The sequence below is a fragment of the Myxococcus sp. RHSTA-1-4 genome, assembly GCF_020037125.1.
Classification (GTDB): Bacteria; Myxococcota; Myxococcia; order Myxococcales; family Myxococcaceae; genus Myxococcus.
In genome coordinates, this window is record NZ_JAIQDG010000006.1 from 286,029 (window position 1) to 299,717 (window position 13,689).

The window sequence follows — 13,689 nt, forward strand, 5'->3', positions numbered from 1 at the left end:
GGGCCTCAGTCCTCGAACAGGGCGATGAGCTGCGACACCGTGTCCTCGAAGCTGGAGTTGGAGTGGGTGTCCTGCTTGAGGAAGTCGATGATGGCGTCGTACTTGTCGATGGCCCGGTCCGTGCGCGGGTCCGTGCCGTACTGGTAGGCGCCCAGGAGGATGAGGTCGCGCTGCTTCTCGTACGTGGAGAGCAGCTCGCGGAGCTGGCCGGCGGCCTTCTTGTGCTCCTTGCTGACGATGCCGCTCATCACACGGCTGAGGCTGGCCAGCACGTCCATGGCGGGCCACTGGTTTCGCTCGCCGAGGGCGCGGTTGAGGATGAAGTGGCCGTCGAGAATACCGCGGACCTCGTCCGCGATGGGCTCCTCCATGTCACCGCCGGCCACGAGGCAGGTGTAGATGGCGGTGCACTTGCCCTTCGCCGAGTTGCCCGTGCGCTCCAGGATGCGGGGCAGCATGGAGAACACGCTCGGCGGGTAGCCCTGGCGGGCCGGAGGCTCACCGACGGCGAGGCCAATCTCACGCTGGGCGCGGGCCAAGCGCGTCACCGTGTCCAGCATGAAGAGCACGTTGCCGCCGCGCTCCCGGAAGTACTCGGCGATGGCCGTGGCCACGTAGGCGGCGCGCAGGCGCACGAGGCTGGGCTGGTCCGAGGTGGCGCACACCAGCACGGAGCGCTTCATGCCCTCCTCGCCCATGGCGTCCTCGATGAACTCGCGCACCTCGCGGCCACGCTCGCCGATGAGGGCCACCACGCACAGGTCGGCCTGGGTGTTGCGCGCTATCTGTCCCATCAGCGTGGACTTGCCCACGCCCGAGCCGGCGAAGAGGCCCACGCGCTGGCCCTCGCCCACGGTGAGCAGCCCGTCGATGCAGCGCACGCCCAGGGGCAGCGGCCGCTCGATGCGCTGGCGGGTGAAGGGGTCCGGGCAGTCGCGGTCCACGGACCAGTCGACGAGGCCCGCGTCCTCCGGCAGCGGGCTGCCGTCCATCGGCTCGCCGATGCCGTTGAGCACCCGGCCCAGCAGCGCGTCCCCGCACTTGATGGTCAACGGCTTGCCGGCGGGGACGACCTCGCTGTCCGGGCCGATGCCGACGAGCTCGCCCAGGGGCATGAGCATGACGTCATCGCCCTGGAAGCCCACCACCTCGGCCTTCACGGCGCCGCGGTTGCGGCTCTTGATGTAGACCAGCTCGCCCACGCGCACGTTGGGCACGCTCGCCTTGATGATGAGGCCGGTCAGCTCGGTGACGCGGCCGCGGACGCGCACGAGCTGCGCTTCCTTGATGAGGTCGTAGTAGCGCGACAGGTCGATGGCCATGTGTGCCTCCCTGGCGCCTCAGGCCGGCCCTTCCTTCCGGCCGTTCGGGTCCGGAAGGAGGACGTTCTGGAGCATCTCGAGCTGGGTGGGGAGCTGCGCGTCCACCGTGCCGAACTCCGTCTGGACGATGCAGCCCACCGGCGCCACGTCCGGGTCCTCCCGGATGGCCAGGTCCACCGCCCGGCCGATGAGCTCCATGAGGACCGGCTTCTTGGCGCGCAGCACCGCCGCCGTCTTCGGGTGCACCCGCAGCACCATGGACCGGGCGCTGCGCAGGTTTTCAATGGCGGACGCGCACAGCTCCACCATCAGGTCCGGGTCCTTCTCCAGGCTCCGGCCGATGATCTTCTCCGCCATCCGCAGCGACAGCTCGATGACGTCCCGCTCGTGGTTGCCGAGCAGCTCTCCCGCCTGCATCTTCGCGCGGAGGATGATTTCGGTGGCCTGCGCGAGGCCCTCCTGCCGGCCCTGCTCCCGCGCCTTCGCCAGCAGCTCCTCACGCTCGCGCTGGGCGTCGGCGAGGATGCGCTCCTTCTCGCGATGCGCGTCCTCGAGGATGGACTGGGCGCCCTGGCGGGCCTCGAAGACCTCGGCGTTCATCACGCCGGCGCGGGGCGGGCGCAGCACGGGCCGCTCCGCCGCGAAGCCCGGCTCCGCGCTCCCGTCGCCTTTGATCACCTTGCCGATAGCCATGGGGTGCTCCTTGGGTCCCCGATGCTAGCGCGTTCCGCCCCTGGGTCCACGTCCGCCCGAGCCCGGAGGCACCACCGGGCGGTCGATTCCGGACGTGGACCGGGGCCGGCGCTGCACCGACGTGCCCTCGGTCAGGGCCGCCTGACCGGGGGACGTGGTCGCCCGCCCGGGCAGCACCCGGGGAGGCCGCTCCGGCGCCGGCTCCTCCGGCGCGCCCCGGCTCCCACCCCGAGGGGCGCCTGAGCCCCGGGAGCGGAACACCCGGGAGCCGTCCGGGTCCCCGCTGGACTCGGCACCGGGCTCCACGCCAGGGCGCCTCCGGGAGACACGAGGAGGCTCCTCGGGCGGCCGCCGCACCCGGGACGGCTCTCCCGGCGCGACGCGGGAGCGCTCCCGGCCGGGCTCCGGGTTCGTCTCCGGCTCCTGGCGGGGGGCACCGCGCTGGCCCAGGCGCGAGGGCGGCGGGCCGATCCGGGCCCCGTCCGGATCCGCCCGCACGGGCCGTGACGGCCGGGGCTCGGGCGCTCCGGGCTCGCGGCGGGCGCCGGCAGGGGTGGCAATGGAGGATTCGCGGCGGGGCGGCACCCGGTGCACGGCGGAGCCGCCCGGGTCTGCCGGGGTCCTCGCCGCGGGCCCGCGGCTGGACATCGCCCCCGCGTTCCGGGCCGCGCGCTCGGCCATGGGGTCCCTCCGCGCGGCGCCGGACACCGCGGGCACCTGGCGGGAGGGGGCCGGGCCCTGCATGGACGGACGCGGCTTCGGCCCGGACACGGCGGGGCCCTGCATGGACGCGCGAGGCGCCTGGGACGAGGGCGCGTCCCGGGAAGGCGCGCCGGCCGCCTTGCGCGCCCCCGGCGGCGGCGGGAGCACCGCGGACTGACGCGGCGGGGGCTGGGACGCAAGACGCACCGGGCGCTCGATGAGGCCCCGCGTGGCCAGGCGCTCCAGGTCCATGACGATGTCGGTGCGGCCGCCGTCGCCCCGGGCGGTGGGGCGGATGCGCTCCTCCCGGACCCACTTCGCCAGCAGGCTGCCGAACTCGCCGCGGTACTTCTCCAGCATGCGCGCGGCGAACTCCGGCGACTGCGCCACGCACGCGCGCGCCAGCCGCTGGACGCCCGCGCTCCGGATGGCGGCCGCCAGGCTCGTCAGTCCCTCATGCACCGTCAGCGCCGCGCGCGCGTCTTCCTCGGGCAGCTTGCGCGGGGCATTGGCCGCCACCGACTTGGTGGCCAGCAGCTTCAGGTCCGGCGGCAGCGGCTCGATGAGCGCGTCGCGCTCCCCGTCCGGCAGGCCCGCCATCGCCGGCCCCAGCACGCGCGCGCCCAGCCGATCACACACGGTGAGGATTTCGCGCTGCTGGAGCTGGAGCACGTCGGAGAACTTGAAGCCCGCGGCCTGCTGCCCGGCCTCGCGCGCCAGCGCCTCCTCCAGCTTCCACCGGACGATGTCCAGCACCTGCGGACGGACCTCGCGCGTCAGCTTCACGCGCGGGGGCGGCAGGTGGGCGCGCACCGCGTCCGCCAGCGTGCCCGGCAGCGCGCGCAGCACCACCTCCACCAGCGCCCCGCGCTCGCGCTGCAGCAGCGCGGCCAGCCGCTCCGGCTCCGCGCTCCAGAGCTGCCCACGCCGGTCCTTGAGGAAGCGCTTGATTTCCTGCACCACCGCGGGGATGCGCTTCTCCCGCGGAATCTGGAGGATTTCCTGCGCGCGGTGGCGCAGCAGCGCGCCCTCCTCTTCCGGGAGGTGCTCCAGCGCCGCGAGGCTGTCCTGACCGCCGAAGGTGACGGCCGTCAGGAGCATCATGCTCTGGCGCTTGTTGAGCGAGGTGAAGAACGAGTCCAAACGTCACCTCGCGGGCTCACGGCCGCCCGCGCTGGGAGGAGGAAGGAAGCCCCGCCGCAAGGGGCAACGGCGTCAGGCCTCCGGAGGCCGGGCGCGGGGACGGCCCCCGGCGCGGGCCGCGGGAGCGCTGCTGGAGCCCCCGCGCATGAACGTCCACACCGTCAGGCCCATCATCACCAGCACCAGCGCGAAGGCGCCGCCGAGCATCACCTTGAACTGGCCCGCGCTGGACGCCGTCATCCGCAGCCCCAGCACGTCCTGCAGCCGGCTCTCCGAGTCCGTCTCCGCCGTGGGCAGCATCGCCTGCGTCATCAGCACCGTCACCGCGTCCGGCTTCAACTCCGGCACCGAGGTGGCGGCGAAGCGCTTCACCATCTCTTCCGTGATGGGCGGCTTGTTGCCCTCGAGCGGCCGGTACTTGATGAACACCGACGCGGACGGCATCGGCTTGTTCTCCGGCTGCGTCAGGTCGTTGTTCTCCGGAATCATCACGATGGCGCGCGCCTCCAGCACGCCGTCGATCTGATTGAGCGCGTTGGACACCTCGCCGCCCAGCGCCTTGAGGAGCATCGCGCGCTCCTCGGTGGCGGTGGGCACCATGCTGCCCTTGGCGAAGTGGGCCAGGCCCTTCTCCACCGGGCGCGGCAGCGAGTTGCGCTTGAGCAGCTCCGCGGCCTGGGCGGCGTCCGCCTTGGGCACGGTAATCATGAACCGCACCTCGTTGCCGCCCTCCTCCTTCTCCTTCTTGGCGTTGATGCCGTTCTTGCTGAGCAGGACGTAGATTTCGTTGGCGTCCGCTTCGGTCAGCTCGTGCTGGAGCTCGATGTGGCAGCCCGTCACGAGGACGAGGGCGAGGAGCGGGGCGACAAACGCGTGCGGTCGGCGAATCATGGGCGGGGCGAGCTTACTAGGCCCCCGGAAAACGCGGAAGGGCGCCCCCTCCCCCAAGAGGGAGGGACCGCCCTTCACCGGCGCCACCGGGGTGCGGTGGGAATGCCTAGACCTGCGTCTTGACGACGTCCTTGAGGCCGGTGGTGGCCTTCTCCACCACCTTGCTCGTCAGGTCCAGCTGCTGCGTGTACTGGTACATGGACGCCTGGAGCGACAGCAGCTCCGCGTTGGAGAACTGCTTCCCGCTGGAGGCCTGGGCGATGATCTTCTCCAGGTTGCCCTGGCCCTTCTCCAGGTCGCCAATCACCTGCGTCATCATGTCGCCGGCCTTGGACGACTTCGCCGTCTCGGCCTTGGCGGCCACGGGCTCGGCGCCCTTCGCCGTCAGCGGCTCCTGGCCGGCGGCGCTCACCTTGTTGAGGGCGGCCTTCTCCGTCTTGTTGACGGTCTCCACCTGGCGCACGGCCTCCGTGCGCTGGGTGGCCTGGGCCTTGTTCACGCCCTGGGTGGCGTCCACCTGGCCCGCGCCCTGCGCCTTGTCAGCGAGAACTCCGTCGAACTTCGACGCGCCCTGCTTGTTCGTCTGCTGAGCGCCCTGCTCCTGGAGTTTTTGCTGCGCCACCTGCGCCGCGGAGACCCCGGTCATCGGACCCGCCATGTGAGACCCTCCTTGCATCCGTCGGAGTCGGAGGCAGTGCCTCCTCCTCGTTCAAGAGTTCCTTGAGCCGGTCGATTGCGCGCGCATGCAGCCGCGACGCCCAGCTCTTCGACTGCCCTATTTCCGCCCCCGCCTCCTCCAGCGTCCTGCCCTGGAAGTAGTAGCCCTGAAGGAGCTTCTTCTCCTTCTCCGGGAGCTTCTCTATCGCCGCCCGCACCCGCGTCTTCAACTGCTCCAGCTCCAGCCGGACGTCCACCGGCAGGGACTCGTCGGTGTAGCCCTGCGCGTCCGCCCCTTCCAGGCTCGTGGCGAACACCATGGCGAGCCCGGCCACCGCATCCGAGATGTCATTGACATCATCGTCGAATGAGCTGCCCCGGTTGCTTGTCCCCGACTCCCTGTCGGAGAGATTGCCCAGGTACGCCGCCGCCCGCTCCCCCGCGAAGGCGGTGCGGGCATCCGAGCCCCGCAACACCCCCATCTTCCTCAGCCCGTCGAAGATGGCGCCCTTGATGCGGTAGTGGGCGAAGGTGAGGAAGTTGGCCCCGACCTTCGGGTCGAACCGCTCGGCGGCCTCCAGCAGGCCTATCTGTCCGTACGCGACCAGCTCATCCAGCTCGAGCTGGGCGTTGAACTGCTTGCGCACGGTCGCCGCCAGCGACCGCACGTAGGGGCCGTACTTCTCGAGGATGACCTTCCTGTCGTCGCCCAGAGCCAAGCGCCGCTCACTCGGCCTTCGACCAAAGCCGCTCGAGAACCTGGTTCAGCCGCGGATCATCCTGCAGCGCGTCGGAGATCTTGCTGGTGAGGGAGGTGGACTTCATGCGGAGCTTCTCCTTCAGGATTTCGGCGACCAGCGCCTTGGTCGCCTCCTCCTTGCTCTTGAAGCCCCCGTTCTTGAGCTGCCGGGCAATGGCCACCGCCTGGGCGGCGACCGGGTCCGCAGCCTGGGGGCCCTGGACGTTGCTGGAGCCTACCAGACCCGAGGGCCCGACGAGAGACTCCGCCTTGTCCACCTTGCCGCCAAAGCTCGCACCCGCGGCCGGCGCGGAGCCGGACGCACCTTTCGCGCCACCGGCGCGGCCCTTTCCACCCCCTCGTCCCACACCACCGACAGCCATCGCCTTCTCCTCCGTCCTACTTCTTCGCCGGAGGCAGGACACCCGCCTCCTTCGCCTGCAGGAGCGCCTGGGCCAGCCGGGCCGCGTCGCTGTCCGGCTCCAGGTCCATCGCGGCCTTCAGCTCCTTGAGCGCCTCCACCACCTTGCCCATGAAGAGCAGCGCCTCGCCCGCGTGGGCACGAGGCAGCGCGGACTGGGGCGCCAGCCGCTGCGCGGAGCGGTAGGCCTGCAGCGCCTTGTCGTGACGGCCCTGGGCGAACTCCACCGCGCCCAGTCCGAGCTGCGGCACCTCGCTCTTGGGCATCAGCGCCGCGGCTCCGGTGAAGATCTCCTTCGCCTTGTCGAAGTGCCCCATGTCCAGCCACAGGTAGCCGGCCTCCAGCAGCACCATGGCCTGCTGGCGCCCGAGGGGGACGAGGCTGTTCGAGATCTCCGAGGTCTCCGCCATGGACTTCGCTCTTCCTTTCCGCGTCCGCCGAGAAGGCGGGCGGCGCCGCCCACCTCCCCTTCGGCCTGGTGCCGCCCGCGATTAGCGGACGTTGCTGATGGAGTTCTTGATCGTATCGTGCCGCGACTTCATCACGTTGGAAATCGCGGTGAAGGTCTGCGACTCCTGCTGGATGGCCGCCTGCAGGTTGAGCAGCTTGGAGTTCTCCTCGGCCATCTTGGTCAGCGAGAAGCTGCCGTTGACGGTGTCCGTCGGGCTGGCGTTGGCGCCGGTGCCCGCCGTCGGCGTGCCCACGATGCTGCCGCCCACGCCGCCGCCCACGGAGACGCCGACCGAGCCGGACACCATCGAACCCGTGCCGCCGCCCATCGGCGCCACCGCCGTGCCCATGACACCGGCGTACGGCGCGCCGGCCATGCCGGAGCCGCTGGTGCTGGAGAAGGTGTGCATCGAGGAGACCGCGGCGGAGACGATCTGCCCGCCCGGAATCATGCCCGCCACCGCGCCCACGCCCGCGCCCACCGCGCCCGCGGCGTTGTTCAGGCCGCTCTGCAGCCGCGCGCCAAAGCCGGTGTTCGGAGTCTGCCGAGCCGTCGTCAGGTTCGTCGAGAGACGCGTCGTCGGGCCCATCATGTTGTCGATCTTCGCCATTGCTTCCTCCAGGCGCTGCTGCCAGCGAAAAGGTCAGAGATCCCCGATGTTCCGGATGCTCTCCTTCGTATTATCGGCCGTTGGGGCCCGGGGTTGCCTGATCCAGGCAAAAAAGCCGGACCGCCCCCAAAACCCCTGTTATTTCCGGCCCTTGGCGCCCTTCGCCTCGGCGACGAGCCGCTCGCGGGTCTCCACCAGCAGCTCCAGCAGCTCCTCGGCGCGGCTGATCGCCGCCTGGGCCTTCTTGCCCTGCTCCACCTTGGGGCCCTTGAGGTCGGCGAGGCCCGCCTTCACCGGGGCGAAGAGGGCGCGCACCTCTTCCGCCGGGGTCGCCTCGAGGAGGGACTCGACGGCGGGATAGGAGGGCGCGGGCAGCTCCTGGGCCGGGGCGGACGTGGACGGCTTGGCGGACGGGGGCATTGCGGCGAAGGTCTCCTGTCGGGCCACCGGCCGGACGGCCGGTGGGCGCTGGACTCGTGACGGTAGGGGAAAAGCCCCACCGCCTTCAAGCCACCCGCTTCTTCCGCTGGGGACGGCACCCCACGTCCCACCGGCCGAGGAGGGAACGGGCGCTCCAGAGGACTGCCCAGCAAGCCCTGTTCGCTTCCACGAGCGCACCTAGCTTTTCCGCAACGGAGCGGCGCCGCACGCCCTCCGCCGCACTCACACAGGAGAATCCCATGAAGAAGCTGGTTGGAGTTTTCGCGACCATCGCGCTGCTCGGCTCGGGCGCCGCCTTCGCGGAGGACGACAAGAGCAAGCAGCAGCAGCAGGAGCCGTCCTCCGCGCAGGGTGGCGCCGGCACCGCGGGTAGCGGAAGCATGCAGAACGAGCCCGCCATGGGCGGCTCCGGCTCCACCATGGGCGGCCAGAGCGCCATGGGCCAGAAGGAGCTGACAGGCAAGGTGGTCAAGGCCGACAACAAGATGGTCTACGTGGACCACATGGGCGTGGTGGTGCCGCTCAAGGTCGACAAGAGCACCCAGTTCACCGACCCGGCCCTCAAGCGCGCCAAGGACCTGCAGCCGGGCCAGGAGATCCGCGCCAGCTACGAGGTGAAGGAGACGGACAACGTCGCCAAGAGCATCTCCATGTCCGGCACCGGGGGCACCGGTGACGTGATGACGCCCGACTCCTCCATCAACCAGGGCGGCACCGGCCTCGAGGAGGACAAGAGCATGGACGACACCGGCGGCTCCGGCGACACGGGCACCATGAACCCGGACACCAGCTCCAGCCCCTCGCCCTGAAGTGCCACTCCAGAGGGGAACCCCAGGGCCCACGGCCACTTCCGGCCGCGGGCCCCTTCCCTTTCTCCGTGTTCAGTTCATTCAGTCTTGACTGAATGAACTGAACACACTACATGCCGCCGCACCCTCCAGGCCCGGGCCCGCGTGCGCGAGGCCCCGGCGGAGGAGACGGAGGCCGGCATGACGGAGCTGGGCGACGCGGAGCATCGCTTCATCGAGGCGATGGCTCTGCACTTCGAGCGGCAGGGCGGCACGCGCATCGGCGGGCGCATCCACGCGCTGCTGATGCTGGCGGACGAGCCGCTGTCGCTCAAACGCATCGCCGAGCTGCTCAAGGTGAGCGCCGCCTCCGTGTCCACCAACATCCGCGCCTGCACCTCCATGGGGCTGGTGGAGCCGGTCAGCGTGCCCGGCGACCGGCAGCACTACTACGTCATCAGCACCGAGGGCTGGGAGAGCCGGCTGCGCACCGCGGAGGAGGCGATGAAGGCCTTCGTCCGGCTGTGCCGCGGCGCCCTCGCCTCTCCGCGGCTCGCCGACAAGGCCCACCTGCGCGAGGCCGCGGACTTCTGTGACTTCTACCTGGCCGAGATGGCCGGCATCGCCGAGCGGTGGCGCGACGCTCGAAAGCTTCGAAAGGACGCTCCGCATGAACCCCGCAGCGAAGTCCCCCATCGTCTCCATCACGAACGTGACCAAGGACTACACCCTGGGAAAGGTGGTCGTCCCCGCGCTTCGAGGCGTTGACCTCCAGGTGCACCCCGGTGAGTTCATCTCCATCGCCGGGCCGTCCGGCAGCGGCAAGACGACGCTGCTCAACCTCATCGGCTGCGTGGACACCGCCACCACCGGCGTGGTGAGCGTGGCCGGCCAGGACACCAAGCTGCTCAGCGAGCGCCAGCTCACCCACCTGCGCCTGCACACCATCGGCTTCATCTTCCAGAGCTTCAACCTGGTGTCGGTGCTCACCGTCTTCCAGAACGTGGAGTTCCCGCTGCTGCTCCAGCGCAAGCTGGACAAGGCCCAGCGCCGGGAGCGGGTGATGCAGCTGCTGGAGCAGGTGGGCCTGGCGAACCACGCGAAGCACCGGCCCAACGAGCTGTCCGGCGGCCAGCGCCAGCGCGTGGCGGTGGCCCGCGCGCTCGTCACCCGGCCCCAGCTGGTGCTGGCGGACGAGCCCACCGCGAACCTCGATTCCGTCACGGGCCAGCACATCATCGACCTGATGAAGGAGCTCAACCAGAAGGAGGGCACCACCTTCATCTTCTCCACCCACGACGCCAAGGTGATGAACCACGCGAATGCCGTGTGGCGCCTGGCCGACGGGAAGATTCTGGACCGCCTGAGCGCCTCCGAGGCGCAGCGGGCCATGGCCTCGGGGAGTCACTGACATGGGGGGACATTTCCGTCTGCTGATGCAGGTGGCGTTCCGCAACCTGTTCACCAGCAAGATCAACCTGCTCATCGGCGGCATCATCTTCTTCGGCACCCTGCTGGTGGTGGTGGGCGGCGCGCTGCTGGACAGCATGGACAGCGCCATGAGCCGCAGCATCATCGGCAGCGTGGCCGGGCACCTGCAGGTCTACTCGGACGAGTCCAAGGACGAGCTGGGCCTCTTCGGACAGATGGGTGGCGAGCCGGACCTGGCGGCGGTGGATGACTTCAGCCGCATCAAGCCGGTGCTGGAGAAGCACCCCAACGTGAAGACGTTGGTGCCCATGGGCACCAACGGCGCGCTCATCACCTCCGGCAACACGGTGGACCTGACGCTGGCCCGCCTGAGGGACCTCTACAAGAAGCGCGCGGAGGGCGGCGAGACGCCCGGCCTCCGGGAGAACATCGACAGCCTCAAGTCCCACGTGCGGCAGATGGTGGCGCTCATGGAGGAGGAGATGGCCAGGAGCCAGGCCCTCCTCAGCGAGACGGCCCGCACGCCGGAGGAGAAGGAGGCCATTGCCCGCGCCCGCTCGGAGGAGTTCTGGAACGGCTTCGAGGCGGACCCGTTCGACTCGCTGGAGTTCCTGGAGAACCGCATCGCCCCGCAGATTCCGGACGGGGACATGCTCTACATCCGCTACGCGGGCACGGACCTGGACGCCTTCCAGCGCACCTTCGACCGCATGGAGGTGGTGGACGGGCAGCCGGTGCCGTCCGGCCAGCGCGGCATGCTGCTGTCCAAGTTCTTCTACGAGGAGTACCTCAAGCTGAAGACGGCGCGGCGGCTGGACCTCATCAAGCAGGAGCGCGACGTCAACAAGAAGACCATCGCCACGGACCCGCAGATGCAGCGCTGGGTGAAGGAGAACCAGACGCAGACGCGCGAGCTGCTCTTCCAGCTGGACCCCATCAAGACGCGCCTGGCGGTGGAGCGCCTCCAGAAGGTGCTGGGCAGCCAGGAGCCGAAGCTGGAGAAGCTGCTGTCCGACTTCCTCGCCACGGATGACGCCAACTTCGACACCCGCTACGCGCAGTTCTACGCGGAGCTGGCGCCGCTCCTGGAGCTCTACCGCATCCGCCTGGGTGACAGCCTCACCATCACCGCCTTCACGCGCAGCGGCTACGTGCAGAGCGTCAACGTGAAGATCTACGGCACCTACCAGTTCAAGGGCCTGGAGAAGTCCGCGCTGGCCGGCGCCCTCAACCTGATGGACCTGATGTCCTTCCGGGACTTGTACGGCTACCTCACCGCGGACAAGAAGGCGGAGATCGCCGACCTGCAGAAGCAGAGCGGCGTGAAGGCGGTGGCGCGGGAGAACGCGGAGGACGCGCTCTTCGGCGAGGACAGCGGCAACTCGCTGGTGGCCGAGGCCACCCCGGGCCTCATCAACGAGCAGGAGGCCTTCAACGGGGCCATGGACTCACTGCGCCGGGACGACCTGGCGAAGCGCGTCTACTCGCAGTCCGAAATCGAGCAGGGCGTGGTGCTCAGCGCGGCGGTGATGCTGAAGGACCCGGAGCAACTCCAGCAGACCCTGGCGGAACTGCGGCAGTCGGCGCAGGACGCCGGGCTGAAGCTGCGGGTGGTGTCCTGGCAGCAGGCGGCGGGCATCATCGGCCAGTTCGTGCTGATGGCGAAGCTGGTCCTCTACTTCGCGGTCTTCATCATCTTCGTGGTGGCGCTGGTCATCATCAACAACGCGATGATGATGGCCACGCTGCAGCGGGTGCGCGAGGTGGGCACCATGCGGGCCATTGGAGCGCAGCGCTCCTTCGTGCTGGGCATGGTGCTGGTGGAGACGCTGCTCCTGGGCCTCGTCTTCGGCGCGGGCGGCGCGCTGGTGGGCAGCGGCATCATGGCGGCCCTGGGCAGCGCGGGCATCCCCGCGGGCAACGAGGCGCTGTACTTCTTCTTCTCCGGCCCCCGGCTCTACCCCACCCTGAGCGCGGGAAATCTGATTGCCGCGTTCGTCATCGTGCTCGTGGTGTCCTCCATTTCCACCCTCTACCCGGCGTTCCTCGCGACGCGGGTCTCGCCCCTCAAGGCGATGCAGACGGACGAGTAAGGTCATGCTCCAGCTCTTCCTCATCGCATTCCGCAACCTCGGCACCCACCGCCGCCGCACGCTGCTGCTCGGCGGGGCCATTGCCGGCGTCACCGCGCTGCTCGTCGTCCTGATGGGGCTGTCCACCGGGATGAAGGACACGATGCTGCGCTCGGCCACCACGCTGGCCACCGGCCACGTCAACGTGGGCGGCTTCTACAAGGTCACCGCGGGCCAGTCCGCGCCGGTGGTGACGGGCTACCCGAAAATCATCGAGCAGGTCCGCAAGGACGTGCCGGAGCTGGACTACGTCGTCCAGCGCGGGCGCGGCTGGGTGAAGGTGGTCAGCGAGGTGGCCTCCGCGCAGGTGGGCCTGGGCGGCATCGACGTGGAGGCCGAGCCCGGCATCCGCAAGGTGCTCCAGATGAAGGAGGGCTCACTGGACGGGCTGAAGGAGCCCGACACGGTGCTGCTCTTCGAGAAGCAGGCGAAGCGGCTGGAGGTCAAGGTGGGTGACACCGTGACGCTCTCCGCGCCCACCATGCGCGGCACCAACAACACGGTGGACGTGCGGGTGGCCGCCATCGCCGCCAACGTGGGACTGATGAGCGACTTCAACATCTTCGTCCCCAACTCCACCCTGCGCTCGCTCTACCAGCTCAAGGACGACACCACCGGCGCCATCTACCTGTACCTGAAGGACGTGTCCCAGGTGCCGGCGGTGCAGGCGCGGCTGCGCCAGACGCTGGCGGCGGCCGGCCACGAGGTCATGGACAACGACCCCCGCGCGTTCTGGATGAAGTTCGAGGTGGTCAACCGCGAGGGGTGGACGGGCCAGAAGCTGGACATCACCAACTGGGAGGACGAAATCTCGTTCATCAACTGGACGCTCACCGCGCTCAACGGCCTCACCGGCGTCCTCATCTTCGTCCTGCTGGTCATCATCTGCGTGGGCATCATGAACACGCTGTGGATCGCCATCCGGGAGCGCACGCGGGAGATTGGCACGCTGCGCGCCATCGGCATGCAGCGCACGCGGGTGCTGGCGATGTTCGTCTTCGAGGCGCTGACGCTGGGCCTGCTGGGAACCCTGGCGGGCGCCCTCTTCGGGCTGGTGGTGTGCCTGTCCATCAACGCCGCGGACGTGGCCGTCCCGGAGGTGGTGGCGGTGTTCATCATGTCGGAGAAGCTGAACCTGGCGGTCAACCCCGGCTCCGTGGTGGGCGCCATGCTGTTCATCACCGCCTGCACCACGGCGATTTCGCTGATTCCCTCCTTCCTCGCCGCGCGGATGAAGCCCGTCACGGCGATGCACCACATCGGGTGAT

Annotated in this window: 15 protein-coding genes; 5 read left to right on the forward strand and 10 right to left on the reverse strand. The window is 69.6% G+C overall.

Annotated features, from left to right (window positions below):
- Positions 1–5 precede the first annotated feature (5 nt).
- From sctN to K8638_RS11935, 10 genes are all read right to left on the reverse strand, one after another.
- The gene (sctN, locus tag K8638_RS11890) at positions 6–1,322 is read right to left on the reverse strand and encodes a type III secretion system ATPase SctN (RefSeq protein WP_223754595.1); all 1,317 of its coding nucleotides are present in this window, start codon (positions 1,320–1,322) and stop codon (positions 6–8) included.
- 18 nt (positions 1,323–1,340) lie between these two features.
- On the reverse strand, positions 1,341–2,015 hold the full coding sequence (locus tag K8638_RS11895) for a FliH/SctL family protein (protein WP_223754596.1): 675 nt from the start codon (positions 2,013–2,015) through the stop codon (positions 1,341–1,343).
- A 24-nt stretch (positions 2,016–2,039) separates the two neighbouring features.
- Positions 2,040–3,860 carry a hypothetical protein gene (locus K8638_RS11900; protein WP_223754597.1) on the reverse strand — a complete coding sequence of 607 codons (1,821 nt, stop codon included), beginning with the start codon at positions 3,858–3,860 and terminating at the stop codon, positions 2,040–2,042.
- 72 nt (positions 3,861–3,932) lie between these two features.
- Complete coding sequence (locus K8638_RS11905) at positions 3,933–4,751, reverse strand: type III secretion protein (RefSeq protein ID WP_223754598.1); 819 nt, start codon at positions 4,749–4,751, stop codon at positions 3,933–3,935.
- Between the two features lie 106 nt (positions 4,752–4,857).
- The gene (locus K8638_RS11910) at positions 4,858–5,409 is read right to left on the reverse strand and encodes an ATP-dependent helicase HrpB (RefSeq protein ID WP_223754599.1); all 552 of its coding nucleotides are present in this window, start codon (positions 5,407–5,409) and stop codon (positions 4,858–4,860) included.
- Positions 5,291–6,127, reverse strand: a complete 837-nt coding sequence (locus tag K8638_RS11915; RefSeq protein WP_223754600.1) for a sigma-70 family RNA polymerase sigma factor — start codon at positions 6,125–6,127, stop codon at positions 5,291–5,293. Before K8638_RS11915 ends, K8638_RS11910 begins: the two co-directional genes overlap by 119 nt.
- A gap of 7 nt (positions 6,128–6,134) precedes the next feature.
- A complete protein-coding gene (locus K8638_RS11920) occupies positions 6,135–6,530 on the reverse strand; it encodes a hypothetical protein (RefSeq protein ID WP_223754601.1) in 396 nt (131 codons plus the stop codon).
- Between the two features lie 16 nt (positions 6,531–6,546).
- Complete coding sequence (locus K8638_RS11925) at positions 6,547–6,978, reverse strand: tetratricopeptide repeat protein (protein WP_223754602.1); 432 nt, start codon at positions 6,976–6,978, stop codon at positions 6,547–6,549.
- Between the two features lie 81 nt (positions 6,979–7,059).
- The gene (locus K8638_RS11930; protein WP_223754603.1) at positions 7,060–7,629 is read right to left on the reverse strand and encodes a hypothetical protein; all 570 of its coding nucleotides are present in this window, start codon (positions 7,627–7,629) and stop codon (positions 7,060–7,062) included.
- 138 nt (positions 7,630–7,767) lie between these two features.
- Positions 7,768–8,049 carry a hypothetical protein gene (locus K8638_RS11935; protein ID WP_223754604.1) on the reverse strand — a complete coding sequence of 94 codons (282 nt, stop codon included), beginning with the start codon at positions 8,047–8,049 and terminating at the stop codon, positions 7,768–7,770.
- A 260-nt stretch (positions 8,050–8,309) separates the two neighbouring features.
- On the opposite strand from K8638_RS11935, the gene K8638_RS11940 reads away from it, so the two are divergent.
- The 5 genes from K8638_RS11940 to K8638_RS11960 all read left to right on the forward strand — a co-directional run bounded on the left by K8638_RS11940 (position 8,310) and on the right by K8638_RS11960 (position 13,688).
- Positions 8,310–8,879: an RNA-binding protein gene (locus K8638_RS11940; protein ID WP_223754605.1), complete on the forward strand. Its 570-nt coding sequence runs from the start codon at positions 8,310–8,312 to the stop codon at positions 8,877–8,879.
- A gap of 180 nt (positions 8,880–9,059) precedes the next feature.
- Positions 9,060–9,626 (forward strand): GbsR/MarR family transcriptional regulator, encoded by a 567-nt coding sequence (locus K8638_RS11945; protein ID WP_223754606.1) that lies wholly within the window; start codon positions 9,060–9,062, stop codon positions 9,624–9,626.
- Positions 9,529–10,269 (forward strand): ABC transporter ATP-binding protein, encoded by a 741-nt coding sequence (locus K8638_RS11950; protein ID WP_223754607.1) that lies wholly within the window; start codon positions 9,529–9,531, stop codon positions 10,267–10,269. The genes K8638_RS11945 and K8638_RS11950 overlap by 98 nt, the downstream gene beginning before the upstream one ends.
- Position 10,270: 1 nt before the next feature.
- Positions 10,271–12,382 carry an ABC transporter permease gene (locus K8638_RS11955; protein ID WP_223754608.1) on the forward strand — a complete coding sequence of 704 codons (2,112 nt, stop codon included), beginning with the start codon at positions 10,271–10,273 and terminating at the stop codon, positions 12,380–12,382.
- A 4-nt stretch (positions 12,383–12,386) separates the two neighbouring features.
- Positions 12,387–13,688 carry an FtsX-like permease family protein gene (locus tag K8638_RS11960; RefSeq protein ID WP_223754609.1) on the forward strand — a complete coding sequence of 434 codons (1,302 nt, stop codon included), beginning with the start codon at positions 12,387–12,389 and terminating at the stop codon, positions 13,686–13,688.
- Position 13,689: the final 1 nt, after the last annotated feature.

Coding starts and splice junctions, on each gene's coding strand:
- sctN (WP_223754595.1), bottom strand. CDS start 1,322: ATGGCCATCGACCTGTCGCGCTACTACGACCTCATCAAGGAAGCGCAG.
- K8638_RS11895 (WP_223754596.1), bottom strand. CDS start 2,015: ATGGCTATCGGCAAGGTGATCAAAGGCGACGGGAGCGCGGAGCCGGGC.
- K8638_RS11905 (WP_223754598.1), bottom strand. CDS start 4,751: ATGATTCGCCGACCGCACGCGTTTGTCGCCCCGCTCCTCGCCCTCGTC.
- K8638_RS11910 (WP_223754599.1), bottom strand. CDS start 5,409: ATGGCGGGTCCGATGACCGGGGTCTCCGCGGCGCAGGTGGCGCAGCAA.
- K8638_RS11920 (WP_223754601.1), bottom strand. CDS start 6,530: ATGGCTGTCGGTGGTGTGGGACGAGGGGGTGGAAAGGGCCGCGCCGGT.
- K8638_RS11925 (WP_223754602.1), bottom strand. CDS start 6,978: ATGGCGGAGACCTCGGAGATCTCGAACAGCCTCGTCCCCCTCGGGCGC.
- K8638_RS11930 (WP_223754603.1), bottom strand. CDS start 7,629: ATGGCGAAGATCGACAACATGATGGGCCCGACGACGCGTCTCTCGACG.
- K8638_RS11935 (WP_223754604.1), bottom strand. CDS start 8,049: ATGCCCCCGTCCGCCAAGCCGTCCACGTCCGCCCCGGCCCAGGAGCTG.
- K8638_RS11940 (WP_223754605.1), top strand. CDS start 8,310: ATGAAGAAGCTGGTTGGAGTTTTCGCGACCATCGCGCTGCTCGGCTCG.
- K8638_RS11945 (WP_223754606.1), top strand. CDS start 9,060: ATGACGGAGCTGGGCGACGCGGAGCATCGCTTCATCGAGGCGATGGCT.
- K8638_RS11950 (WP_223754607.1), top strand. CDS start 9,529: ATGAACCCCGCAGCGAAGTCCCCCATCGTCTCCATCACGAACGTGACC.
- K8638_RS11955 (WP_223754608.1), top strand. CDS start 10,271: ATGGGGGGACATTTCCGTCTGCTGATGCAGGTGGCGTTCCGCAACCTG.
- K8638_RS11960 (WP_223754609.1), top strand. CDS start 12,387: ATGCTCCAGCTCTTCCTCATCGCATTCCGCAACCTCGGCACCCACCGC.